18 protein-coding genes are annotated in these 15,672 nt (G+C 72.9%); 8 read left to right on the top strand and 10 right to left on the bottom strand.

Annotated elements, in window-relative coordinates; all coding sequences use genetic code 11:
* The first annotated feature begins 32 nt into the window (after positions 1–32).
* Positions 33–1,298 (top strand): FAD-binding oxidoreductase, encoded by a 1,266-nt coding sequence (locus tag ACGFI7_RS09625; RefSeq protein WP_393401423.1) that lies wholly within the window; start codon positions 33–35, stop codon positions 1,296–1,298.
* A 47-nt stretch (positions 1,299–1,345) separates the two neighbouring features.
* Here ACGFI7_RS09625 and ACGFI7_RS09620 read toward each other — a convergent pair whose 3' ends face one another.
* Positions 1,346–2,092 carry a crotonase/enoyl-CoA hydratase family protein gene (locus tag ACGFI7_RS09620; RefSeq protein ID WP_393401421.1) on the bottom strand — a complete coding sequence of 249 codons (747 nt, stop codon included), beginning with the start codon at positions 2,090–2,092 and terminating at the stop codon, positions 1,346–1,348.
* Positions 2,093–2,322: 230 nt separating this feature from the next.
* A complete protein-coding gene (locus ACGFI7_RS09615) occupies positions 2,323–2,700 on the bottom strand; it encodes a hypothetical protein (RefSeq protein WP_393401419.1) in 378 nt (125 codons plus the stop codon).
* A 78-nt stretch (positions 2,701–2,778) separates the two neighbouring features.
* Between ACGFI7_RS09615 and ACGFI7_RS09610 the strand changes: the two genes are divergently transcribed.
* Together ACGFI7_RS09610 and ACGFI7_RS09605 are read left to right on the top strand one after the other, a co-directional pair.
* Positions 2,779–3,357 carry a hypothetical protein gene (locus ACGFI7_RS09610; protein WP_393401417.1) on the top strand — a complete coding sequence of 193 codons (579 nt, stop codon included), beginning with the start codon at positions 2,779–2,781 and terminating at the stop codon, positions 3,355–3,357.
* Between the two features lie 28 nt (positions 3,358–3,385).
* Positions 3,386–3,535 carry a hypothetical protein gene (locus tag ACGFI7_RS09605; protein ID WP_393401415.1) on the top strand — a complete coding sequence of 50 codons (150 nt, stop codon included), beginning with the start codon at positions 3,386–3,388 and terminating at the stop codon, positions 3,533–3,535.
* A 22-nt stretch (positions 3,536–3,557) separates the two neighbouring features.
* Here ACGFI7_RS09605 and ACGFI7_RS09600 read toward each other — a convergent pair whose 3' ends face one another.
* The 4 genes from ACGFI7_RS09600 to ACGFI7_RS09585 all read right to left on the bottom strand — a co-directional run bounded on the left by ACGFI7_RS09600 (position 3,558) and on the right by ACGFI7_RS09585 (position 5,987).
* Positions 3,558–3,863, bottom strand: coding sequence for an antibiotic biosynthesis monooxygenase family protein (locus ACGFI7_RS09600; protein WP_393401413.1), 306 nt, complete (start codon positions 3,861–3,863; stop codon positions 3,558–3,560).
* Between the two features lie 163 nt (positions 3,864–4,026).
* The gene (locus ACGFI7_RS09595; RefSeq protein WP_393401410.1) at positions 4,027–4,374 is read right to left on the bottom strand and encodes a DoxX family protein; all 348 of its coding nucleotides are present in this window, start codon (positions 4,372–4,374) and stop codon (positions 4,027–4,029) included.
* 114 nt (positions 4,375–4,488) lie between these two features.
* Complete coding sequence (locus ACGFI7_RS09590; RefSeq protein WP_393401408.1) at positions 4,489–5,544, bottom strand: DUF6183 family protein; 1,056 nt, start codon at positions 5,542–5,544, stop codon at positions 4,489–4,491.
* 71 nt (positions 5,545–5,615) lie between these two features.
* Entirely contained in the window at positions 5,616–5,987 is a 372-nt protein-coding gene (locus ACGFI7_RS09585) for a DUF5997 family protein (RefSeq protein ID WP_393401405.1), read from the bottom strand.
* 54 nt (positions 5,988–6,041) lie between these two features.
* On the opposite strand from ACGFI7_RS09585, the gene ACGFI7_RS09580 reads away from it, so the two are divergent.
* On the top strand, positions 6,042–6,767 hold the full coding sequence (locus tag ACGFI7_RS09580; RefSeq protein WP_393401403.1) for a LysR family substrate-binding domain-containing protein: 726 nt from the start codon (positions 6,042–6,044) through the stop codon (positions 6,765–6,767).
* A 6-nt stretch (positions 6,768–6,773) separates the two neighbouring features.
* On the opposite strand, the gene ACGFI7_RS09575 is transcribed toward ACGFI7_RS09580, so the two are convergent.
* From ACGFI7_RS09575 to ACGFI7_RS09560, 4 genes are all read right to left on the bottom strand, one after another.
* Positions 6,774–8,468 carry an acyl-CoA dehydrogenase family protein gene (locus ACGFI7_RS09575; protein ID WP_393401401.1) on the bottom strand — a complete coding sequence of 565 codons (1,695 nt, stop codon included), beginning with the start codon at positions 8,466–8,468 and terminating at the stop codon, positions 6,774–6,776.
* A 14-nt stretch (positions 8,469–8,482) separates the two neighbouring features.
* Positions 8,483–9,505: a hypothetical protein gene (locus tag ACGFI7_RS09570; RefSeq protein ID WP_393401399.1), complete on the bottom strand. Its 1,023-nt coding sequence runs from the start codon at positions 9,503–9,505 to the stop codon at positions 8,483–8,485.
* 64 nt (positions 9,506–9,569) lie between these two features.
* A complete protein-coding gene (locus ACGFI7_RS09565; RefSeq protein WP_393401397.1) occupies positions 9,570–10,967 on the bottom strand; it encodes a glutamate--cysteine ligase in 1,398 nt (465 codons plus the stop codon).
* Between the two features lie 38 nt (positions 10,968–11,005).
* The gene (locus tag ACGFI7_RS09560) at positions 11,006–11,713 is read right to left on the bottom strand and encodes an SDR family oxidoreductase (RefSeq protein ID WP_393401394.1); all 708 of its coding nucleotides are present in this window, start codon (positions 11,711–11,713) and stop codon (positions 11,006–11,008) included.
* Between the two features lie 103 nt (positions 11,714–11,816).
* Between ACGFI7_RS09560 and ACGFI7_RS09555 the strand changes: the two genes are divergently transcribed.
* Genes ACGFI7_RS09555 through ACGFI7_RS09540 form a run of 4 tightly spaced genes read left to right on the top strand, consistent with a single transcriptional unit; the run spans position 11,817 to position 15,665 of the window.
* A complete protein-coding gene (locus ACGFI7_RS09555; protein WP_393401392.1) occupies positions 11,817–12,650 on the top strand; it encodes a helix-turn-helix transcriptional regulator in 834 nt (277 codons plus the stop codon).
* A 1-nt stretch (position 12,651) separates the two neighbouring features.
* Entirely contained in the window at positions 12,652–13,689 is a 1,038-nt protein-coding gene (locus ACGFI7_RS09550) for a zinc-dependent alcohol dehydrogenase family protein (RefSeq protein WP_393401390.1), read from the top strand.
* Positions 13,690–13,744: 55 nt separating this feature from the next.
* Entirely contained in the window at positions 13,745–14,713 is a 969-nt protein-coding gene (locus tag ACGFI7_RS09545) for an aldo/keto reductase (protein WP_393401387.1), read from the top strand.
* A 52-nt stretch (positions 14,714–14,765) separates the two neighbouring features.
* Complete coding sequence (locus ACGFI7_RS09540; RefSeq protein ID WP_393401384.1) at positions 14,766–15,665, top strand: hypothetical protein; 900 nt, start codon at positions 14,766–14,768, stop codon at positions 15,663–15,665.
* The last annotated feature ends 7 nt before the right edge of the window (positions 15,666–15,672 follow it).

Genomic DNA, 15,672 nt, shown 5'->3' with positions numbered 1-15,672 from the left:
CCGGCGCAAACCCCGGGCCGCAGGATGGTTCCATGAACACATTGCGAAACATGATCAAGGGCAACCTGTGGCTTCCCGGCGACGCCGGGTTCGACGAGGCGCGCACGCCGTGGAATCTGTCCGACCAGCGCGTCGCGGCGGTGGTGGAGGCGGCCGGCCCCGACGACGTGGCGGCGACCGTCGGCCACGCCGCGCTGCACGGCCTCAGCGTGACCACCCAGGGCACCGGCCACGGCGCGGCGACGGCCGACGGCGTGGTCCTGCTGCGCACCCACCGTCTGGACTCCGTCGAGATCACCGACGGCGTGGCCAGGGTCGGCGGCGGCGCGAAGTGGGGCGCGGTGCTGTCCGCCGCCGGACCGCTCGGGCTGACCGGCATCGCGGGCAGTTCCCCTGTGGTCGGCGTGACCGGATACACGCTGGGCGGCGGACTGGGCTGGTTCTCCAGGAAGTACGGGCTCGCGACCGCCGACGTGCTGGCCGCCGACGTGGTCGACGCCTCCGGCGCCCAGGTGCGGGTGACGGCCGAGTCGGACCCCGAGCTGTTCTGGGCGCTGCGCGGCGGCGGCGGCGACTTCGGCGTGGTGACCGCGCTGGAGTTCGCGCTGCGCCCGGCGCCCGTCCTGTACGGAGGGCGGATGATGTGGCCGGCGGAGCGTGCGCCCGAGGTGCTGGCGGCCTTCCGCGAGGTCACCGCCGACGCCCCCGAGGAGCTGACCGTCTGGTTCGACCTGCTGAAGTTCCCCGACGGGCCCGGGTTCGTCACGATCGACTCCACCTACCTCGGCGAGCACCCCGGCGACCTGCTGCGCCCGTTCGACGCGATCGGCGGCGCGATCAGCGACACCAGGGCCGTCATGCCGGTCGCCGACCTGGGCACGATCTGCGACGAGCCGACCGACCCCACCCCGTCGAAGGGCCGGGCCGAGCTCCTGACCGGCCTGGACGACGCGGTCGCCGCCATCCTGCTGGACGACCCCATCGAGCCGATGCTCAGCGTGCAGGTGCGGCACCTCGGCGGCGCCCTGGCCCGCCCCTCGGGCGGCGCGGCCGGGCCGTACACCGAGCCGTACCTGGTGTACATGGTGGGCCTGCCCATCCCCGGCACCCCCGAGCGGATGGACGCGCTGTCGAAGGCGCTGGTGCCCCACACCAGCGGGCGCAAGCCGTACACGATGCTGCACGGCGGCGAGCAGGCGGCGTCCGCCTTCGACGCCGAGACCCTCGCCCGGCTCCACGACCTCAAGCGCGCCCGCGACCCGCACGGCGTGATCAGGGCCAACCACCCGATCCTCTAGGTCAGGGCCCGACGTGGCCGCGCCGGCCCGTCGTCCAGAACCCGTGATCAGGGTTCGACGCGGCCGTGCCGGCCTGCGCCGCCGGCGAAACGCGCGGCTCCGGCGGCGGCCTCCGGCAGGGACGCCAGGCCGCGCCGGAGCTCGTTGCGCAGCGCCTCGTCCTCGCTCAGCCCTTCCTGCTCCAGCGCCGACAGCCGGTCACCCCGCAGGCACGCCTGCGGGAACCGGGCGATCTCCCCCGCCAGCGCCTCCGCCTCCCGCCGGGCCGTCCCGTCGGCCACCACCCGGTTGGCCAGCCCCATCTCGTACGCCTCGCGCGCCCCGACCGGGCGGCCGGTGAGGATCAAGTCCATCGCCCGGCTCCGCCCGATGAGACGCGGCAGCCGGACCGTGCCGCCGTCGATCAGCGGCACGCCCCAGCGGCGGCAGAACACCCCGAACACCGCGCTCTCCTCGGCCACCCGCAGGTCGCACCAGAGCGCCAGCTCCAGCCCGCCCGCCACGGCATGCCCGGAGACGGCCGCCACGACCGGCTTGGACAGCCGCAGCCTGGTCGGCCCCATCGGCCCGTCGCCCTCCTCGCCGACCCGGTTGTCCAGCACCTTCAGGTCGGCTCCGGCACAGAACGTGCCCCCCTCCCCCCACAGCACGGCCACGTCGGCGTCGGACGCGTCGAACGCCCGGAAGGCGTCGGCGAGCGCCTCGGCGGTCGCCCGGTCGACGGCGTTGCGCGCCTCCGGCCTGCTGATCACGACGGTGGTCACGGGGCCCTGGCGCTCCACCCGTACGGTCATCCAACCCTCCTCGGGAAACCCGCCGAGCGTACGCCGACGCCGGGACACGGGCCAGCGTCGTCCGTGGCTGGAAGCCGAACACCCGCCCGAGGCCGCGTCGCCTCGCGTGACACCGGCCGGCCGCCGAGCCGTCGGGCCGCCGAGCCGTCGGGCCGCGTTCACCGCGGACGCGACGAACGGCGCGGCCTCGGGCGGGTGTTTGACCGCGGGGCGGAGCCCGTCTGGCGCCGTCAGGCGCTGACCTTCAACTGGTGAACGCGCTGTTTGGACAGCCCCATGACACGTGCGGTGTCAGGCTCCGACCAGTGGCTCGTGAGAACCTTCGCCGCCTTGACGGCCAGCTCCGCGGCACGCTTGGCATGAGCCTCGGCCAGCTCTTTCTCATGTCGGTATTCGGTCACCACCTCGGCCACGTGCTCGGGAAGGTCGAAGACGAACGCCACGCCGGGGGTCTCCTCCGGCCAGGCCCAGGCGTGGATCTCCGCCAGGTCGCGCTCCATCTGGGACAAGGAGCTCGCCACGCCGACACCCTCGACCTCTCCAGTGGGGCAACGCGACACCCATCGCCCGTTCTCATAGGTGATGACATAGGTGATCGCCTTGCTCATCGGCCCATCCTTTCCGTGACCGCCTCAAGGCGCTTCAGAGCTTCGCGATACTACCCGCACGCCCGGTAGGGAGGCCCGGTGAGGATCACGTCCATCGCCCGGCTCCGCCCGATGAGACGCGGCAGCCGGACCGTGCCGCCGCCGATCAGCGGCACACCCCAGCGACGGCAGAACACCCCGAACACCGCGCTCTCGTGCGATCTCCCACCATGTCAGGTTGGCCGCCGCCTGGGACTCCGGCTCGGTGAGCTCCCAGGCCTCGGTGATGAGGCCCTCGTCGAGCCGCCAGATGTCGACGACCGTGATCCGCGGCCCGCCGGGCAGGCGGGTCACGTCAGCCTGGTGGAGACCGGCAAGTGCCGGCCGAGCGCCGAGATGATCATTCGGCTGGCGGAGCAGCTCGACGTGCCGTTACGGGAGCGCAACCGGCTGCTACCGGCCGCCGGCTTCGCGCCCCGCTGTGCCGAGCGGCCGCTCGGCCAGGAGGCGCTGTCGGCGGCCTGGGACGCGATCGAACGGGTGCTGCGCGCGCACGAGCCGTATCCGGCGCTGGCGCTGCTCCGGATGCGCATCGCGCGCCAGTTCGCCACCGCTCCCGACCCCCAGCTCACCGCGCTCTGCGAGGAGCTTCTGGACCCATGCGCAGGACGCGGGTGAACCGGTCGAGTCCGAGGTCGCCATCCCGATGATCTTCCGCTTCGGCGGGCGCGAACGGCGGCTGTTCTCGACGACGACCATGTTCGGCACCCCGATGGACATCACCCTGGACGAGATCGCGGTCGAGTCGTACTACCCGGCGGACGCCGCCAGTGCCGCCTACTGCACCGGCGGGTAGTCGTCGGCCCGGGAGCCCGTCGTCAGATTTCGATCGTGCCGATCTCCTCGTACTGCTCGATGGCGGAGGAGGTGTCCATGCCGGGCGCTTCCCTGTCGGAGTGGGCGGCCTTGAACGAGTCGGAGCGCAGCCAGGCGACGAAGTCCGCACGGGAGGCGAACTCCATCGTGGACACGTAGGGCTGCCCCTCCTGGGTGGGGCGCAGGAGCGCGCTGCGCCGCAGACCGGGCACGCCGGCGAGCGTCGCGCGCATGCTCTCCAGGAAGGTGACCTCGAAGGCCTTGGCGTCCTCGGCGGGCACGTCGATGCGGTTCATGATCATGTGCATGGGGGATCCTTCCCTTCGCAGCGCCGTGGTCCATTTTACCGACGCCCTGTCGGGATGATACCAACGCGGCGTCGATTCCCGTATCGGCCGTTGAAGGCCACTCGTCTGCCGACAGAACCCGATGTTCCCCTGCGAGCGCGCCCAGCGGCGGTCGAACGCGGGGTCAGTGGTAGGCCAGTTGCACGCCCAGGGCGGCCACCGCCAGGGTGAAGAACGCGGCCCAGGCGCGGAAGTCGTAGTCGCGGGCGCGCAGGTGGGCGCCGAACGCGCCGACGAAGTACAGCACGAGGCCGCCGGCGGCGAGCGCGCCCAGCACCGGCACCGCGAACCCGGCCAGCAGGCCCAGCGAGCCCACGGCCAGCAGGGTGCCCAGCGGGAGGGTCCAGGACCGGGGCACCCCCAGCTTGTCGGCCTGTTTCTTGGGATAGTCGTGCCCGATGAGGTTGGCGACGGCGACCATGCCGTTGAGCACGGCGGCGAGCAGGGTGACCACGAGATAGGCGGTGAACATCGACGTTCCCCTCGTCCGTGAGTGGCGGGCATCCCCTTACGGACGGGACAGCCGCTCGGGATGTGACACCCCTCACGGAGCCAGGCCCAAGCCCCGTAAGCCCGGCGAGTTCCGTCAGTCGGTGTCGGTGGCGGCCAGGACGTGGACCAGCAGGCGGTCGGTGTCCAGCGCGGCCACGCCGAGATCCCAGGCGACCTGGTGGAACCAGGCGGTCGAGGCGTCGAACAGCGCCCAGGTGCGGTCGGCGGCGTCCTCGATGCGGCTGCCACCGGCCAGCGCGGTCATCGACTGCCAGGCCAGCAGCCTCCCGTAGGCCCCGCCCCGGCCGCCTCCGTAGGCGGAGCCGGTCGCGGCCGCCGCGAACAGCACCCGCATCACCTCCGACGGCGTCGCCTCCCGCATGGTCAGCTCGCCCTCACCGGCGAGGCAGGCCAGCCCCAGCCCCTCCAGCAGCTCCGCGTCCAGAGCGGCCGGGATCGCCAGCCGGAACGCCCGCGCCTCGATCCGGCCGTTGGAGTCCTCGGCCCAGTTCTCCACGGCCGCCGTGAGGAGGCCGGGGGCGAGCAGTTCGGCGGCGGGCACCCGGTGACCGGGCCGCCGGGGGAAACCGGACCGCTCGACCGGACCGAACGGGATGGCGTAGGACGCTCCGCGCAGGCCGTACGAGGGCAGGTCCAGCGCGTCCTCGAAGGGCAGCAGCGCGGGCGGGAGGACGGCCAGTGGGTGGTGCGCGTCGGCGAGATGGGCGGCCACCCGGCGGACGGCGCCTTCCTGCCCGATGTCGGGGTGCCGCAGCACCAGCTCCTGCGTCAGGCACGCGAACAGCTCGGGCGCCTGCTCGTACTCCTCGAACAGGGGAAGCAGGTGGCCCAGCGGCTGGGCGGAGGCGAGCTGGGCGGCGGCCAGCCGGACGAGCCCCTCGTTCTGCTCGGTCGCGGCCAGGCGCACGGCGTGGGCCGCGAGGTCGGCGCCGGGGGTCAGCGCCAGGGCCTGCTGGACGTGGCGTAACACCTCGTCGCGCTGCCAGCCCGGATCGGCGGCGCGTAAGGCGAGGGCGAGGGCGTGGAGCTCGTCGGCCCGGCCCTCGGCGGCGGCGCGCTCGACCAGGGCGCAGTGGCGGGTGACGTCCTCGGCCTCGTGGAGTCCGGCCGGCAGCTCATCCAGCGACATGGCGCGTGCCTCCAGGTGATCGGGTCACGCAGCATACAAGCCGCCCCGATCGCGGGCGAGCCCCACGCGGCTCAGCGCTGCTTGAGACGCTGCGTCTCCTTGCGGACCTCGGCCTGGACGGACCGCTCGTGTTCGAGCCAGGCGGGGTTCTCCGCCTTCAGCGTCTCGATCTCGGCGGTGGTGAGCGGGTCGGTGATGCCGTTTCTGAGCAGGCCGGAGATGGACACCCCGAGCTTGGCGGCCACGACCTGCTTGGGGTGCGGGCCGTTGCGGCGCAGGTCGGCGAGCCAGGCGGGCGGCTCGGCCTGCAGCGCGTTGAGCTCGCTCCTGGAGACGACGCCCTCCTGGAACTCGGCGGGAGCGGCCGAGAGGAGGATGCCCAGCTTCTTGGCCGCGGTCGCGGGCTTCATCGTCTGGGGCGTCTTGGGCTTGAGCGAGGTCATGGAGTCCAGGGTAGTCAGTCCGATCGATTCCTCTCGCCTCGGTAGCCTGACGGGATGACTGAGGAGATCGGCGGCGAGTTCCGGCTGGCGTACGCGCCGGGGGTGACGCCCGGCAAGTGGGCCGGCATCTGGGCCGAGAGGGTGCCCGACGTGCCGCTCTCCCTGGTCGCGGTGCCCGCGGCCGACGTGGTGGGGCTGCTGCGCGCCGGTGACGCCGACGCCGGGTTCGTCCGGCTGCCGGTCGACCGCGAGGGGTTGAGCGTGATCCCCCTGTACGTGGAGACCACGGTGGTCGTGGTGCCGAAGGATCACCTGGTGACGGCGGCCGACGAGGTGACGCTCGCCGAACTGGCCGGCGAGGAGGTGTTCCACCCGCTGGACGACGCGATCGAGTGGGCCGGCCGTCCAGGGCTGCCGGCGTTCGAGCGTCCGGCCACGACGGCGGAGGCGATCCAGCTGGTGGCGGCGGGGGCCGGGCTCCTCCTGGTGCCGCAGTCGCTGGCGCGGCTGCACCACCGCCGCGACCTGACCTACCGGCCGGTGCCTGACGCGCCGCGGTCGCAGGTGGCGCTGGCGTGGCCGGCCGACCGGACGACCGACCTGGTGGAGGACTTCATCGGCATCGTCCGGGGCCGTACCGCTAACAGCTCGCGCGGCCGCGCCCCGACGCCTCCCGCCGACAAGCAGGACCGCAAGCCCGCCAAGAAGCCGGTGCGGGGCGGCTCGGCGCGCCGGGCGGCGCCGGCGCCCCGCGGGAAGAAGGGCCGCCGGTCGCGGTGACCCGGGTCAGAGGGTGAGCGCGCCGGAGACGAGCTCGTCGAACCGGTCCAGGTCCTCGGCCGGACGGTCGAGGCCGCGCAGCGGGCCGTGGTCGGCGAGGTGGGCGCCGGCGTAGAGGCGGGCCACGAGGGCCTTGCGGTCGCCGTGGCCGGCGCGCTGCTCCCAGCCCGCCTGCTCCACCAGCACCGCCGCGGCGTACACGTCGGCCATGAGCTGGGCCAGCGGGAACAACCGGGCCTCGGCCACCACGGGGTCCAGCGACGACCAGACGGTGATGGCCTTGCGGAGGTCGGCGATCCGGTCGCGGACGAGGTCGGCGGTGGCGGGGTCGCTCTCGGGGGCCTGGGCGACGGCCGACTCCAGGCGCTCCAGGAAGGGCTCGTGGGCGCTCTCGCGCAGCATCGCCCGGCGGACGTCGAGGCAGAGGATGTGGTCGCCGCCCTCCCAGATGGGGTTGACCTGGGCGTCGCGCAGCAGCCTGGCGACCGGCCACTGCTCGATGTAGCCGTTGCCGCCGTGCACCTCGATCGCGTCGCTGGCGGCGGTGACGCCCAGGCGGGCGGCGCGCAGCTTGACGAGCGCGGGGGCGAGGCGGAGGCGGGGGCTGACGTGGCCGTCGAAGACGAGGGCCTGCACGGCCTCGACCTCGACGACGAGCTCGGCCAGCTTGCGGCGCATGAGGGGCTGGTCGGCGAGCGGGCGGCCGAACGCCTCGCGGGCGCGGGCGTAGCAGATCGACTCGACCAGGGCCCGCCGGGCGACGCCCGCGCCCATCATGGCGACGCCGAGCCTGGAGGCGTTGGTGAGCTTCATCATCGTGCCGAGGCCGGAGCCGGAGCCGGGCCCGGCCAGCAGGAACGCCTCCGCGCCGGTGAACTCGACCTCGGCGGAGGCGACCGAGCGGGTGCCGAGTTTGTCCTTCAGCCGCCTGATCCGCACGCCGTTGCGGGTGCCGTCGCGGCGATCCCAGAGCACGAGGAACGGCGCCACGGAGTCGTCGTGCCGGGCCAGGACCACGAACGCGGAGCCGTTGGCGTTGGAGGCGAACCACTTCAGCCCGGTCAGCGACCAGGCGTCGCCCGCGGGCTCGGCGGTGGCCTGCAGGGCCGCCAGGTCGGAGCCCCCGGACCGCTCGGTGAACATCTGGGCGGCCTCGCCGGAGTAGTAGCCGTTGGCGAAGATCTCCCGTACCCGTCGCTTGACGTCGTCGGGGGCGTGGCGCTCGGCGAGCGAGACCACCATGTCGCCGCCGGTGCCGAGGGCGCAGCCCATGCCGATGTCGGCCTGGTCGAGCAGGTAGGTCCAGGCGGCGGCGAGCGCGTCGGGGTCGGCGCCGTGCGCGCGGGCCTGCCCGGCGAAGGCCGGGGAGGTGAAGTTGTCGGCCATGAGCGCGTCGCGGGCGGCGTGGAACGAGGGCGGCATGACGACCTCGCTGATGTCGCGCCCCCACTTGTCGTACTTCTCCAGCCGCGGCGGGTTGCGGTCGGTCTCCTCCGCGCAGGCGGCGATCAGGCCGCCCATGAGCGCGCCGAGGCGGTCGAGGTGCGGCTCGGCCCAGGCGTAGCCGTCGCCGAGGCGGCGGCGCATGAGCAGCTGGAGCGACGGGTCGCAGCGCCACCAGTTGCGCCCGGCGGCGCCCTGGTAGCGCTCGGTGGCGTAACGGTCTCCGGCGTCGAACGGTTCTACGAGATAGCGGCCCATACTCTCGAACGTTCTCAGAGATTGACGCCGAACACCACCCGCTTGTTCCGGAACTCGGTGACGCTCCACACCTTGCTGGAGCGGGCGGTGAGGTCCTCGGGGCCGATCGGGAACGGCCGCCGTTCGAGCTTGCCGTTGACGTAGACGAGCAGCCTGCCGTTGGCGCCGGAGCCGGCGGCCTGGCTCAGGTACCACCTGCCGTTGTGGGAGATCGCGCCCTGGATCTTGTCGTGCCCCATCACGAAGGCGTCTCTCGGTTCGCCGTCGAGCTCCAGGTTCCAGCGCACGACCCGGCCCCGGGGGTGGTCCTCGGCGTACTCGCCGGAGATCAGCGTGTGCGGGGTGGTGGTGCGGTCGAGGCCGACGAACGAGAACCTGGCGCCCTGGACGGCGACCTTCCAGAAGTCGGTCTGCGGGATGATGTAGCGGTAGCCGAAGGCGTGCAGCCCGCCGCCGTGCCGGCCCACCCGCGTCCCGTCGCCCACGCCGGCCTGCACGCTGGTCAGGTCGAGCACGTTCTTCAGGTCGAAGACCCGCAGGCCCCTGGTGGTGTCGGCGACGTAGAGCAGGTCGCCGTAGCAGACGGCGCCTCCCGCGTGGATGTCGATCGGCTTGAAGGACCCGTCGGGGGCCGCCTCGACCAGCAGGGCGTGCCGGTACTTGAGCGTCGAGGGGCTGAGGAACGTGAGCCTGATCCCCCGTTCGCCCTGCTCCGGCCGGAAGTACCAGGTGGCCAGGAACACCGACACCGGGATCGTCCCCGAGTCGGCCCCGCAGGTGAGGCCCTGGGGGTACCAGTCGGCGGTGTCCTGGTCGCCCTGGTCGAAGGCGTACCACACCGACGGTTTGCGCATCGTTCCGAACGCGCCGGGGGCGCCCCCGCGCACCGCCTTCCGGTTGGCGTCGGCCAGCACCCGCTTGATCGAGGCGGCGCGGAACTCGCTCGCCAGCTTCGCCGCCCCCTCCGCCAGGCTTCCCGTGGCCCTCGTCAACCGGAAGGGGGTTCCGTCGGTGGGCGTCATCCCGGTGTCAGCCATGCGTCCTCTCTCCTCCGTCTTGTACGAAGAGTCTGACGGAGGGGGTCGCGAGATGGTTGCGTCACTAAGGCCACAGATGTACCGGCAGCCCCGACAGTGCCAGCTCCCGGTAGCGGCGCACCAGCCGGGCCTGGTCGCCGCCGTACTCGGCCAGCTTCTCCCGCTGCCAGGCGGCCCCGGTCCGGCGCAGCCGGGTGCGCTGCTCGATGATGTCGAGCGCGGCGTCGGCGTCCTTCACCGACACGCCGTTGGCCAGCAGGGCGGCGCGCGCCTCCGGCAGCAGGCTCAGCACCAGGTCGGCGGCCTCGATCTCGCCGTCGCGGTCCGGCCACGACAGCTTGGCGTCCAGCCCGTGCATGGCCGCCCGGTAGAAGTTCTGGTACGCCTCCGCGAACCGGTAGCCGGTCAGGTCCCGGTCGGCCTGGGCCAGGGTCAGCCCGAGCAGGAACGCGGTGTTGGCGGTCATGTCGGCGCACGACGGGCCGGCGGGCAGGGCGCGCATCTCGATCCGCAGGTGGCCGCCGTCGGCGGGGTCGTAGACGGGCCGGTTCCACTGCCAGACGGTGCCCTGGTGCAGCCGCAGCTCGGGCACGTCCACCGGGCCGGCGTCGTCGATGAGGTTGGGCACGACGGGGTCGTAGTCGTTGACGTACCTTTCGAAGATCTCGTACGCGCCCTCATGCACCCAGTCGGACCCGAACGTCACCCGGCCGTCCTTGCGGTAGAGCCGCTCCACGTCGCGGTCGTCGGCCGCCTCCTCGAAGAGCGCGATCCTGGTCTCCTCCCACAGCGTGCGGCCGAGGAACAGCGGCGAGTTGCCGCACGCGGCCAGCACCGGCCCGATCGCCAGCTGGGCGGCGTTGAACAGCCGGGCGAACCGGCCGGGCGGCACCCGCAGGTGCACCTGCCAGGAGGTGTTGGCGGCTTCCAGGATGACGTGTTCCACCCGCAGCTCCAGGTCCTCCACCTTGACCAGGAACGGCTCCAGCCGCAGCCGCCGAAGCCCTCTGCGCAACGCCTCGTAGCGGTTCTCGTCACTCATGGCGTCGGCGGTGAAGTCACCGGTGTCCAGGGTGGGCAGGATGCCGATGGGCAGCGCGCCGCCGCCCTCGACCGCCTCGTCCACCTTGCACAGCGTCTCCTGGATCTCCGCCCCCATCCGCTCGAACGGCTGCCCGGCCAGCGGGATGGGGGTGAGGTTCACCTCGATGTTGAAGCGGCCCAGCTCCAGCACCACGCGCGGGTCGCCGAGCCGCTCGCGCACCTCGCTGTTCTGCGGCAGCGGCCGGCCCTCCCCGTCGACGAGGAAGAGTTCGAGCTCGGCGCCGATGGTGACCGGCCCCTCGCCGAAGCCGGGCTGGTCCAGCAGGTCGCGCAACGTGCCGAGTTGCTCGTGCAGCCGCTCGCCGAACTGCTGGAACTCACTTTCCGAAAACCGTGCCTTATCCAGATCTTGTCCCATGCACCCCCATCTGTCCTGGGAGACGGTCTTGACACCTCTCACCAGGGCACAGAGCCGTCATCTTGCAGGAAGGCCCCCGAGGGGCCGTCGGGGCCGATGGTGGCCAGCCGCACCGCGATGGCGGCGCCCTGTTCGGCGGTGCGGTGCCCGGTGCGGGCGTTGAGGTCGGTGGCGCAGTAGCCGGGGTTGGCCGCGTTCACCTTGATCGGGGTGTCCCACAGCTCCTTGGCGTACGCCACGGTGACCATGTTGAGCGCCGACTTGGCGGAGTTGTACGCCACGTAGTTGTGCGGCCAGAACGGGCCGTCCGGGTCGACGGCCAGGGCCAGGGAGCCGAGCTCGCTGGACATGTTCACGATCCGCCCGGCCGGCGACCGGCGCAGCAGCGGGAGCATCGCGTTGGTGACGGCGACCACGCCGAACACGTTCGTCCCGTACACCTGGCGGAACACCTCCAGCGGGGTCGCGCTGGGCCGCTCGTCGTCCTGCCAGACGGTGATCCCGGCGTTGTTGACCAGGATGTCGAGGACCCCGTACTCCTCCTCGACCTGCTTGGCGGCGGCCCGCACGCTCGCCTCGTCGGTGACGTCGAGCCGGACGTGCGGCAGGCCGAGCCGCCCGGCGGCGGCGCGGCCGCGTTCCTCGTCGCGCGCGGCCACGATCGCGGTGATCCCGCGCTCGCCGAGGAGGCGGGCGATCTCGAAGCCGATTCCCTTGTTGGCGCCGGTGATGAGTGCTGTCGTCATGTCTCCCACGCTGGCCGGGCTCGCCCGCGGCCGGGAGAGACCGGGTGAGACTGGGATCGGCGGTACCACCCTCACGACTCGCTCGTACCGGATGATGGGGGGCATGAACCGTGAGGCGCTCGCCGCGTTCCTGCGCAACAGACGGGCCCGGATCAGCCCGGCCGACGTCGGTCTGCCCGGCGGCGGCCGGCGGCGCATCCCGGGCCTGCGCCGGCAGGAGGTGGCCGAGCTGGCGGGCATGTCGATCGACTACTACATCCGGCTGGAGCAGGCCCGCGGCCCGCACCCTTCCAAGCAGGTGGTCAACGCGCTGGCCCGGGCGCTGGTGCTGGACCAGGACGAGCGGGCGCACCTGTTCCGGCTGGCCGGGCAGGCGGAACAGGTGCCGTCCGGGATCAGGAGCGACGTCCCCGACGGCATCCGCCATCTGATCGCGTTCCTGGACGAGGTGCCGGCCTTCGTGCTCGACGCCAAGTACGAGATCCTCGCCTGGAACCGGCTGGCCTCCGTCCTCATGGGCGACCTCGACGCGCAGCCCCGCGACGACCTGAACGTGGTCCGGTGGGCGTTCCTCGCGCCGGATCTCATCGCGACGCTCGGCGACGAGGAGAAGGGCCGCTTCGCCCGGGCGGCGGTGGCCGACCTGCGGGTCGCGGCGAGCCGCTACCCGGACGACGAGAAGCTGCGGGCGCTGGTGGCGGAGATGCTCGGGCGCAGCCCGGAGTTCGCCCGGCTGTGGGCCGAGCACGAGGTGCGGCCCCGGCGGGCCATGCGCAAGACCGTCAGGCATCCGCTGGCGGGCCCGATCGAGATGATCTGCCAGGTCATGCCGGTGCCCGACCGCGACGACCTCCGGCTGGTGCTCTACACCGCCGAACCGGGCTCGCCCGCCCACCGGGCCTTGCGCGAGCTGCGGCAGGTCACTCTAAGCTCATGAGATGCGTGCTGTTGCCTTCGACGACTTCGGCGGCGAGCTCGACCTGCGCGAGCTGCCCGATCCGGCCCCCGCTCCGCACGGGGCGGTGATCCGGGTCGAGGCCACCGGCCTGTGCCGCAGCGACTGGCACGGCTGGCAGGGGCACGACCCTGACATCCGGGTGCTGCCGCACGTCCCCGGCCACGAGCTGGCGGGCGTCGTGGAGTCGGTCGGCGCCGAGGTGCGCGGGTGGCGGCCCGGCGCGCGGGTGACGGCGCCGTTCGTGTGCGCGTGCGGGTCCTGCGCGGCCTGCCAGGCGGGCGAGCAGCAGGTGTGCGAGCGGCAGACGCAGCCGGGGTTCACCCACTGGGGTTCCTACGCCGAGCTGGTGGCGATCGACCACGCCGACGTCAACCTGGTCGCGCTCCCCGAGGAGATGACGTTCGCGACCGCGGCCTCGCTCGGCTGCCGGTTCGCCACCGCCTTCCGCGCGGTCGACCAGGTAGCCGGGGTGCGGCCGGGCGAGTGGGTGGCGGTTCACGGCTGCGGCGGGGTCGGGCTGTCCGCCATCATGATCGCCAGCGCGGTGGGGGCCAGGGTGGTGGCCGTCGACATCAGCGCCGACGCGCTGCAGCTGGCCGAGCGGGCGGGCGCCACCGCCTTCGTCGACGGCTCCGCGGGCGACTCCGCCGCCCAGGTGCGCGAGCTGACCAGAGGCGGCGCGCACGTGTCGCTCGACGCGCTGGGCAGCCCCCACACCTGCGCGGCGTCCGTGGAGAGCCTGCGCCGGCGCGGCCGGCACGTCCAGGTCGGGCTGCTGCCCGGCGGGGCGACGCCGGTGCCGATGGACCGGGTGATCGCCCTGGAGCTGCGGCTGCTGGGCAGTCACGGGATGGCCGCGCACACGTACCCTCGGATGCTGGAGCTGATCAGGGCCGGTGTGCTCCACCCCGACCAGCTCGTCACCCGCACCATCGGGCTCGCCGACGCCGGCAAGGCGCTCGCCTCGATCGGTTCCGTGCCGGGCGTCACCATGATCACGCCTGGCGGGCCGTTCTGATCCGCTGACCGGAACACCGCTACGCAGAGCGGAAAGCGGGTCCTAGGGTGATCCCATGGAATACACACGACTGGGCGACACCGGACTCCGGGTTTCGCGCGTCTGCCTCGGCATGATGAGCTACGGCGATCCGGCCAAGCAGGAATGGGCGCTCGCCGAGGACCAGGCCGAACCGATCGTCCGCCGGGCGGCCGACGCCGGGGTGACCTTCTTCGACACCGCCGACGTCTACTCCCAGGGCGCCAGTGAGGTGGTCACCGGCAGCGTGCTGCGCAAGATCTTCCGCAGTCGCGACGACTACGTGCTGGCGACCAAGGTGTTCTTCCCCATGGGCCGCGGTCAGAACGACCGGGGGTTGTCCCGTAAGCATGTGCACGCCGCGATCGACGCCTCGTTGCGGCGGCTCGGCACCGACCACGTGGACCTTTACCAGATCCACCGGTGGGACCCCGAGACGCCGATCGAGGAGACGATGGAGGCGCTGCACGAGGTGGTCAAGGCCGGCAAGGCCCGCTACATCGGCGCGTCCAGCATGTGGGCGTGGCAGTTCGCCAAGGCGCAGTTCGTCGCGGAGGCGAACGGCTGGACCCGGTTCGTGTCGATGCAGAACCACTACAACCTGCTCTACCGGGAGGAGGAGCGCGAGATGCTGCCGCTCTGCCTCGACCTGGGCGTGGGCGTGATCCCGTGGAGCCCGCTGGCCCGGGGCGTGCTGGCCCGCGCGGACGCGCCCGCCGACACGACCAGGACCGGCTCCGACCCGCGCATCGAGGCCCTGTACGACCCGGAGAACGACCGGCAGGTGCTGGACCGGGTGGCGGAGCTGGCGCGTGAGCGCGGGGTGCCCGCCGCGCAGATCGCGCTGGCCTGGCTGCTGCACCAGCCGGGCGTCGACGCGCCGATCGTGGGCGCCACCAAGGACCGCCACGTGGACGACGCGGTGGCGGCCGTGGGCGTGGCGCTGTCGGAGAAGGAGCTGGCCTACCTGGCGGAGCCGTACCGGCCGCGCGAGGTTCGTTTCTGACACGTCCGATCGGTACAAGCCTCGCGGGGGGCGGCCGTCGGAGTATGGGCATATGAGTCACGACCGTTCGACGGCCGCCTCCTTCATGGCGGGCCATGCCAGGGTGCTCGACCGGCGCCGCTTCGAGCTGATGGAGGGCGGCGGCGACGTGGCCGGCGTGCTGGCCGCGCTCGACGCCTACCGCAATCCCGACGGCGGCTACGGGTGGGGGCTGGAGCCCGACCTGCGCTCGCCGGAGAGCCAGCCGGGCGCGGCGCTGCACGCGTTCGAGGTGCTGGCGGAGATCGCGCCCGCCACCTCGCCGCACGCTGCGGCGCTGTGCGGGTGGCTGGAGTCGGTGACCCTCGACGACGGCGGGCTGCCCTTCGCGCTGCCGCTCGGCGTGCCCGCCGCGACCGCGCCGTGGTGGGCGGGCGCCGACCCGTCGGTCTCGTCGCTCCAGATCACCAGCGTCTCGGCCGCGATGGCGCACCGCGTGGCGGCGCACGACCCGGCCGTGGCCGCCCACCCGTGGCTGCGCCGGGCCACTGATTACTGCTTGGGGGCGATCGGCGCGCTGCGGGAGCCGCCGGGCGCGTACGTGCTGGCGTTCGCGGTGCGTTTCCTGGACGCCGTGCACGCCTCGCGCCCGGAGGCCGCGGAGCTGCTGACGCGGCTGGGCGCGTTCGTGCCCGCCGACGGGCGGGTGCCGGTGCAGGGCGGCACCGCGGACGAGGCGCTGCGGCCGCTCGACTTCGCCCCGTACCCGGACAGCCCGGCTCGCGAGCTGTTCGCGCCCGGCGTGATCGAGGCGGACCTGGACCGGCTGGCGGCCGAGCAGCGTGAGGACGGCGGCTGGACGGTGGACTACGCACGCATCTCCCCCGCCGGTGCGCTCGACTGGCGTGGTGCGATCACTGTCTGGGCGCTCGGCGTCCTGCGCCGCAACGGCCGGGCTGTTTGTCGGGGATGACCTCTAA

It is taken from the genome of Nonomuraea sp. NPDC048826 (genome assembly GCF_043198225.1).
Lineage (GTDB): Bacteria > Actinomycetota > Actinomycetes > Streptosporangiales > Streptosporangiaceae > Nonomuraea.
Note: the sequence above shows the minus strand (reverse complement) of the source record. Positions and strands in the feature narration are given on the sequence as shown.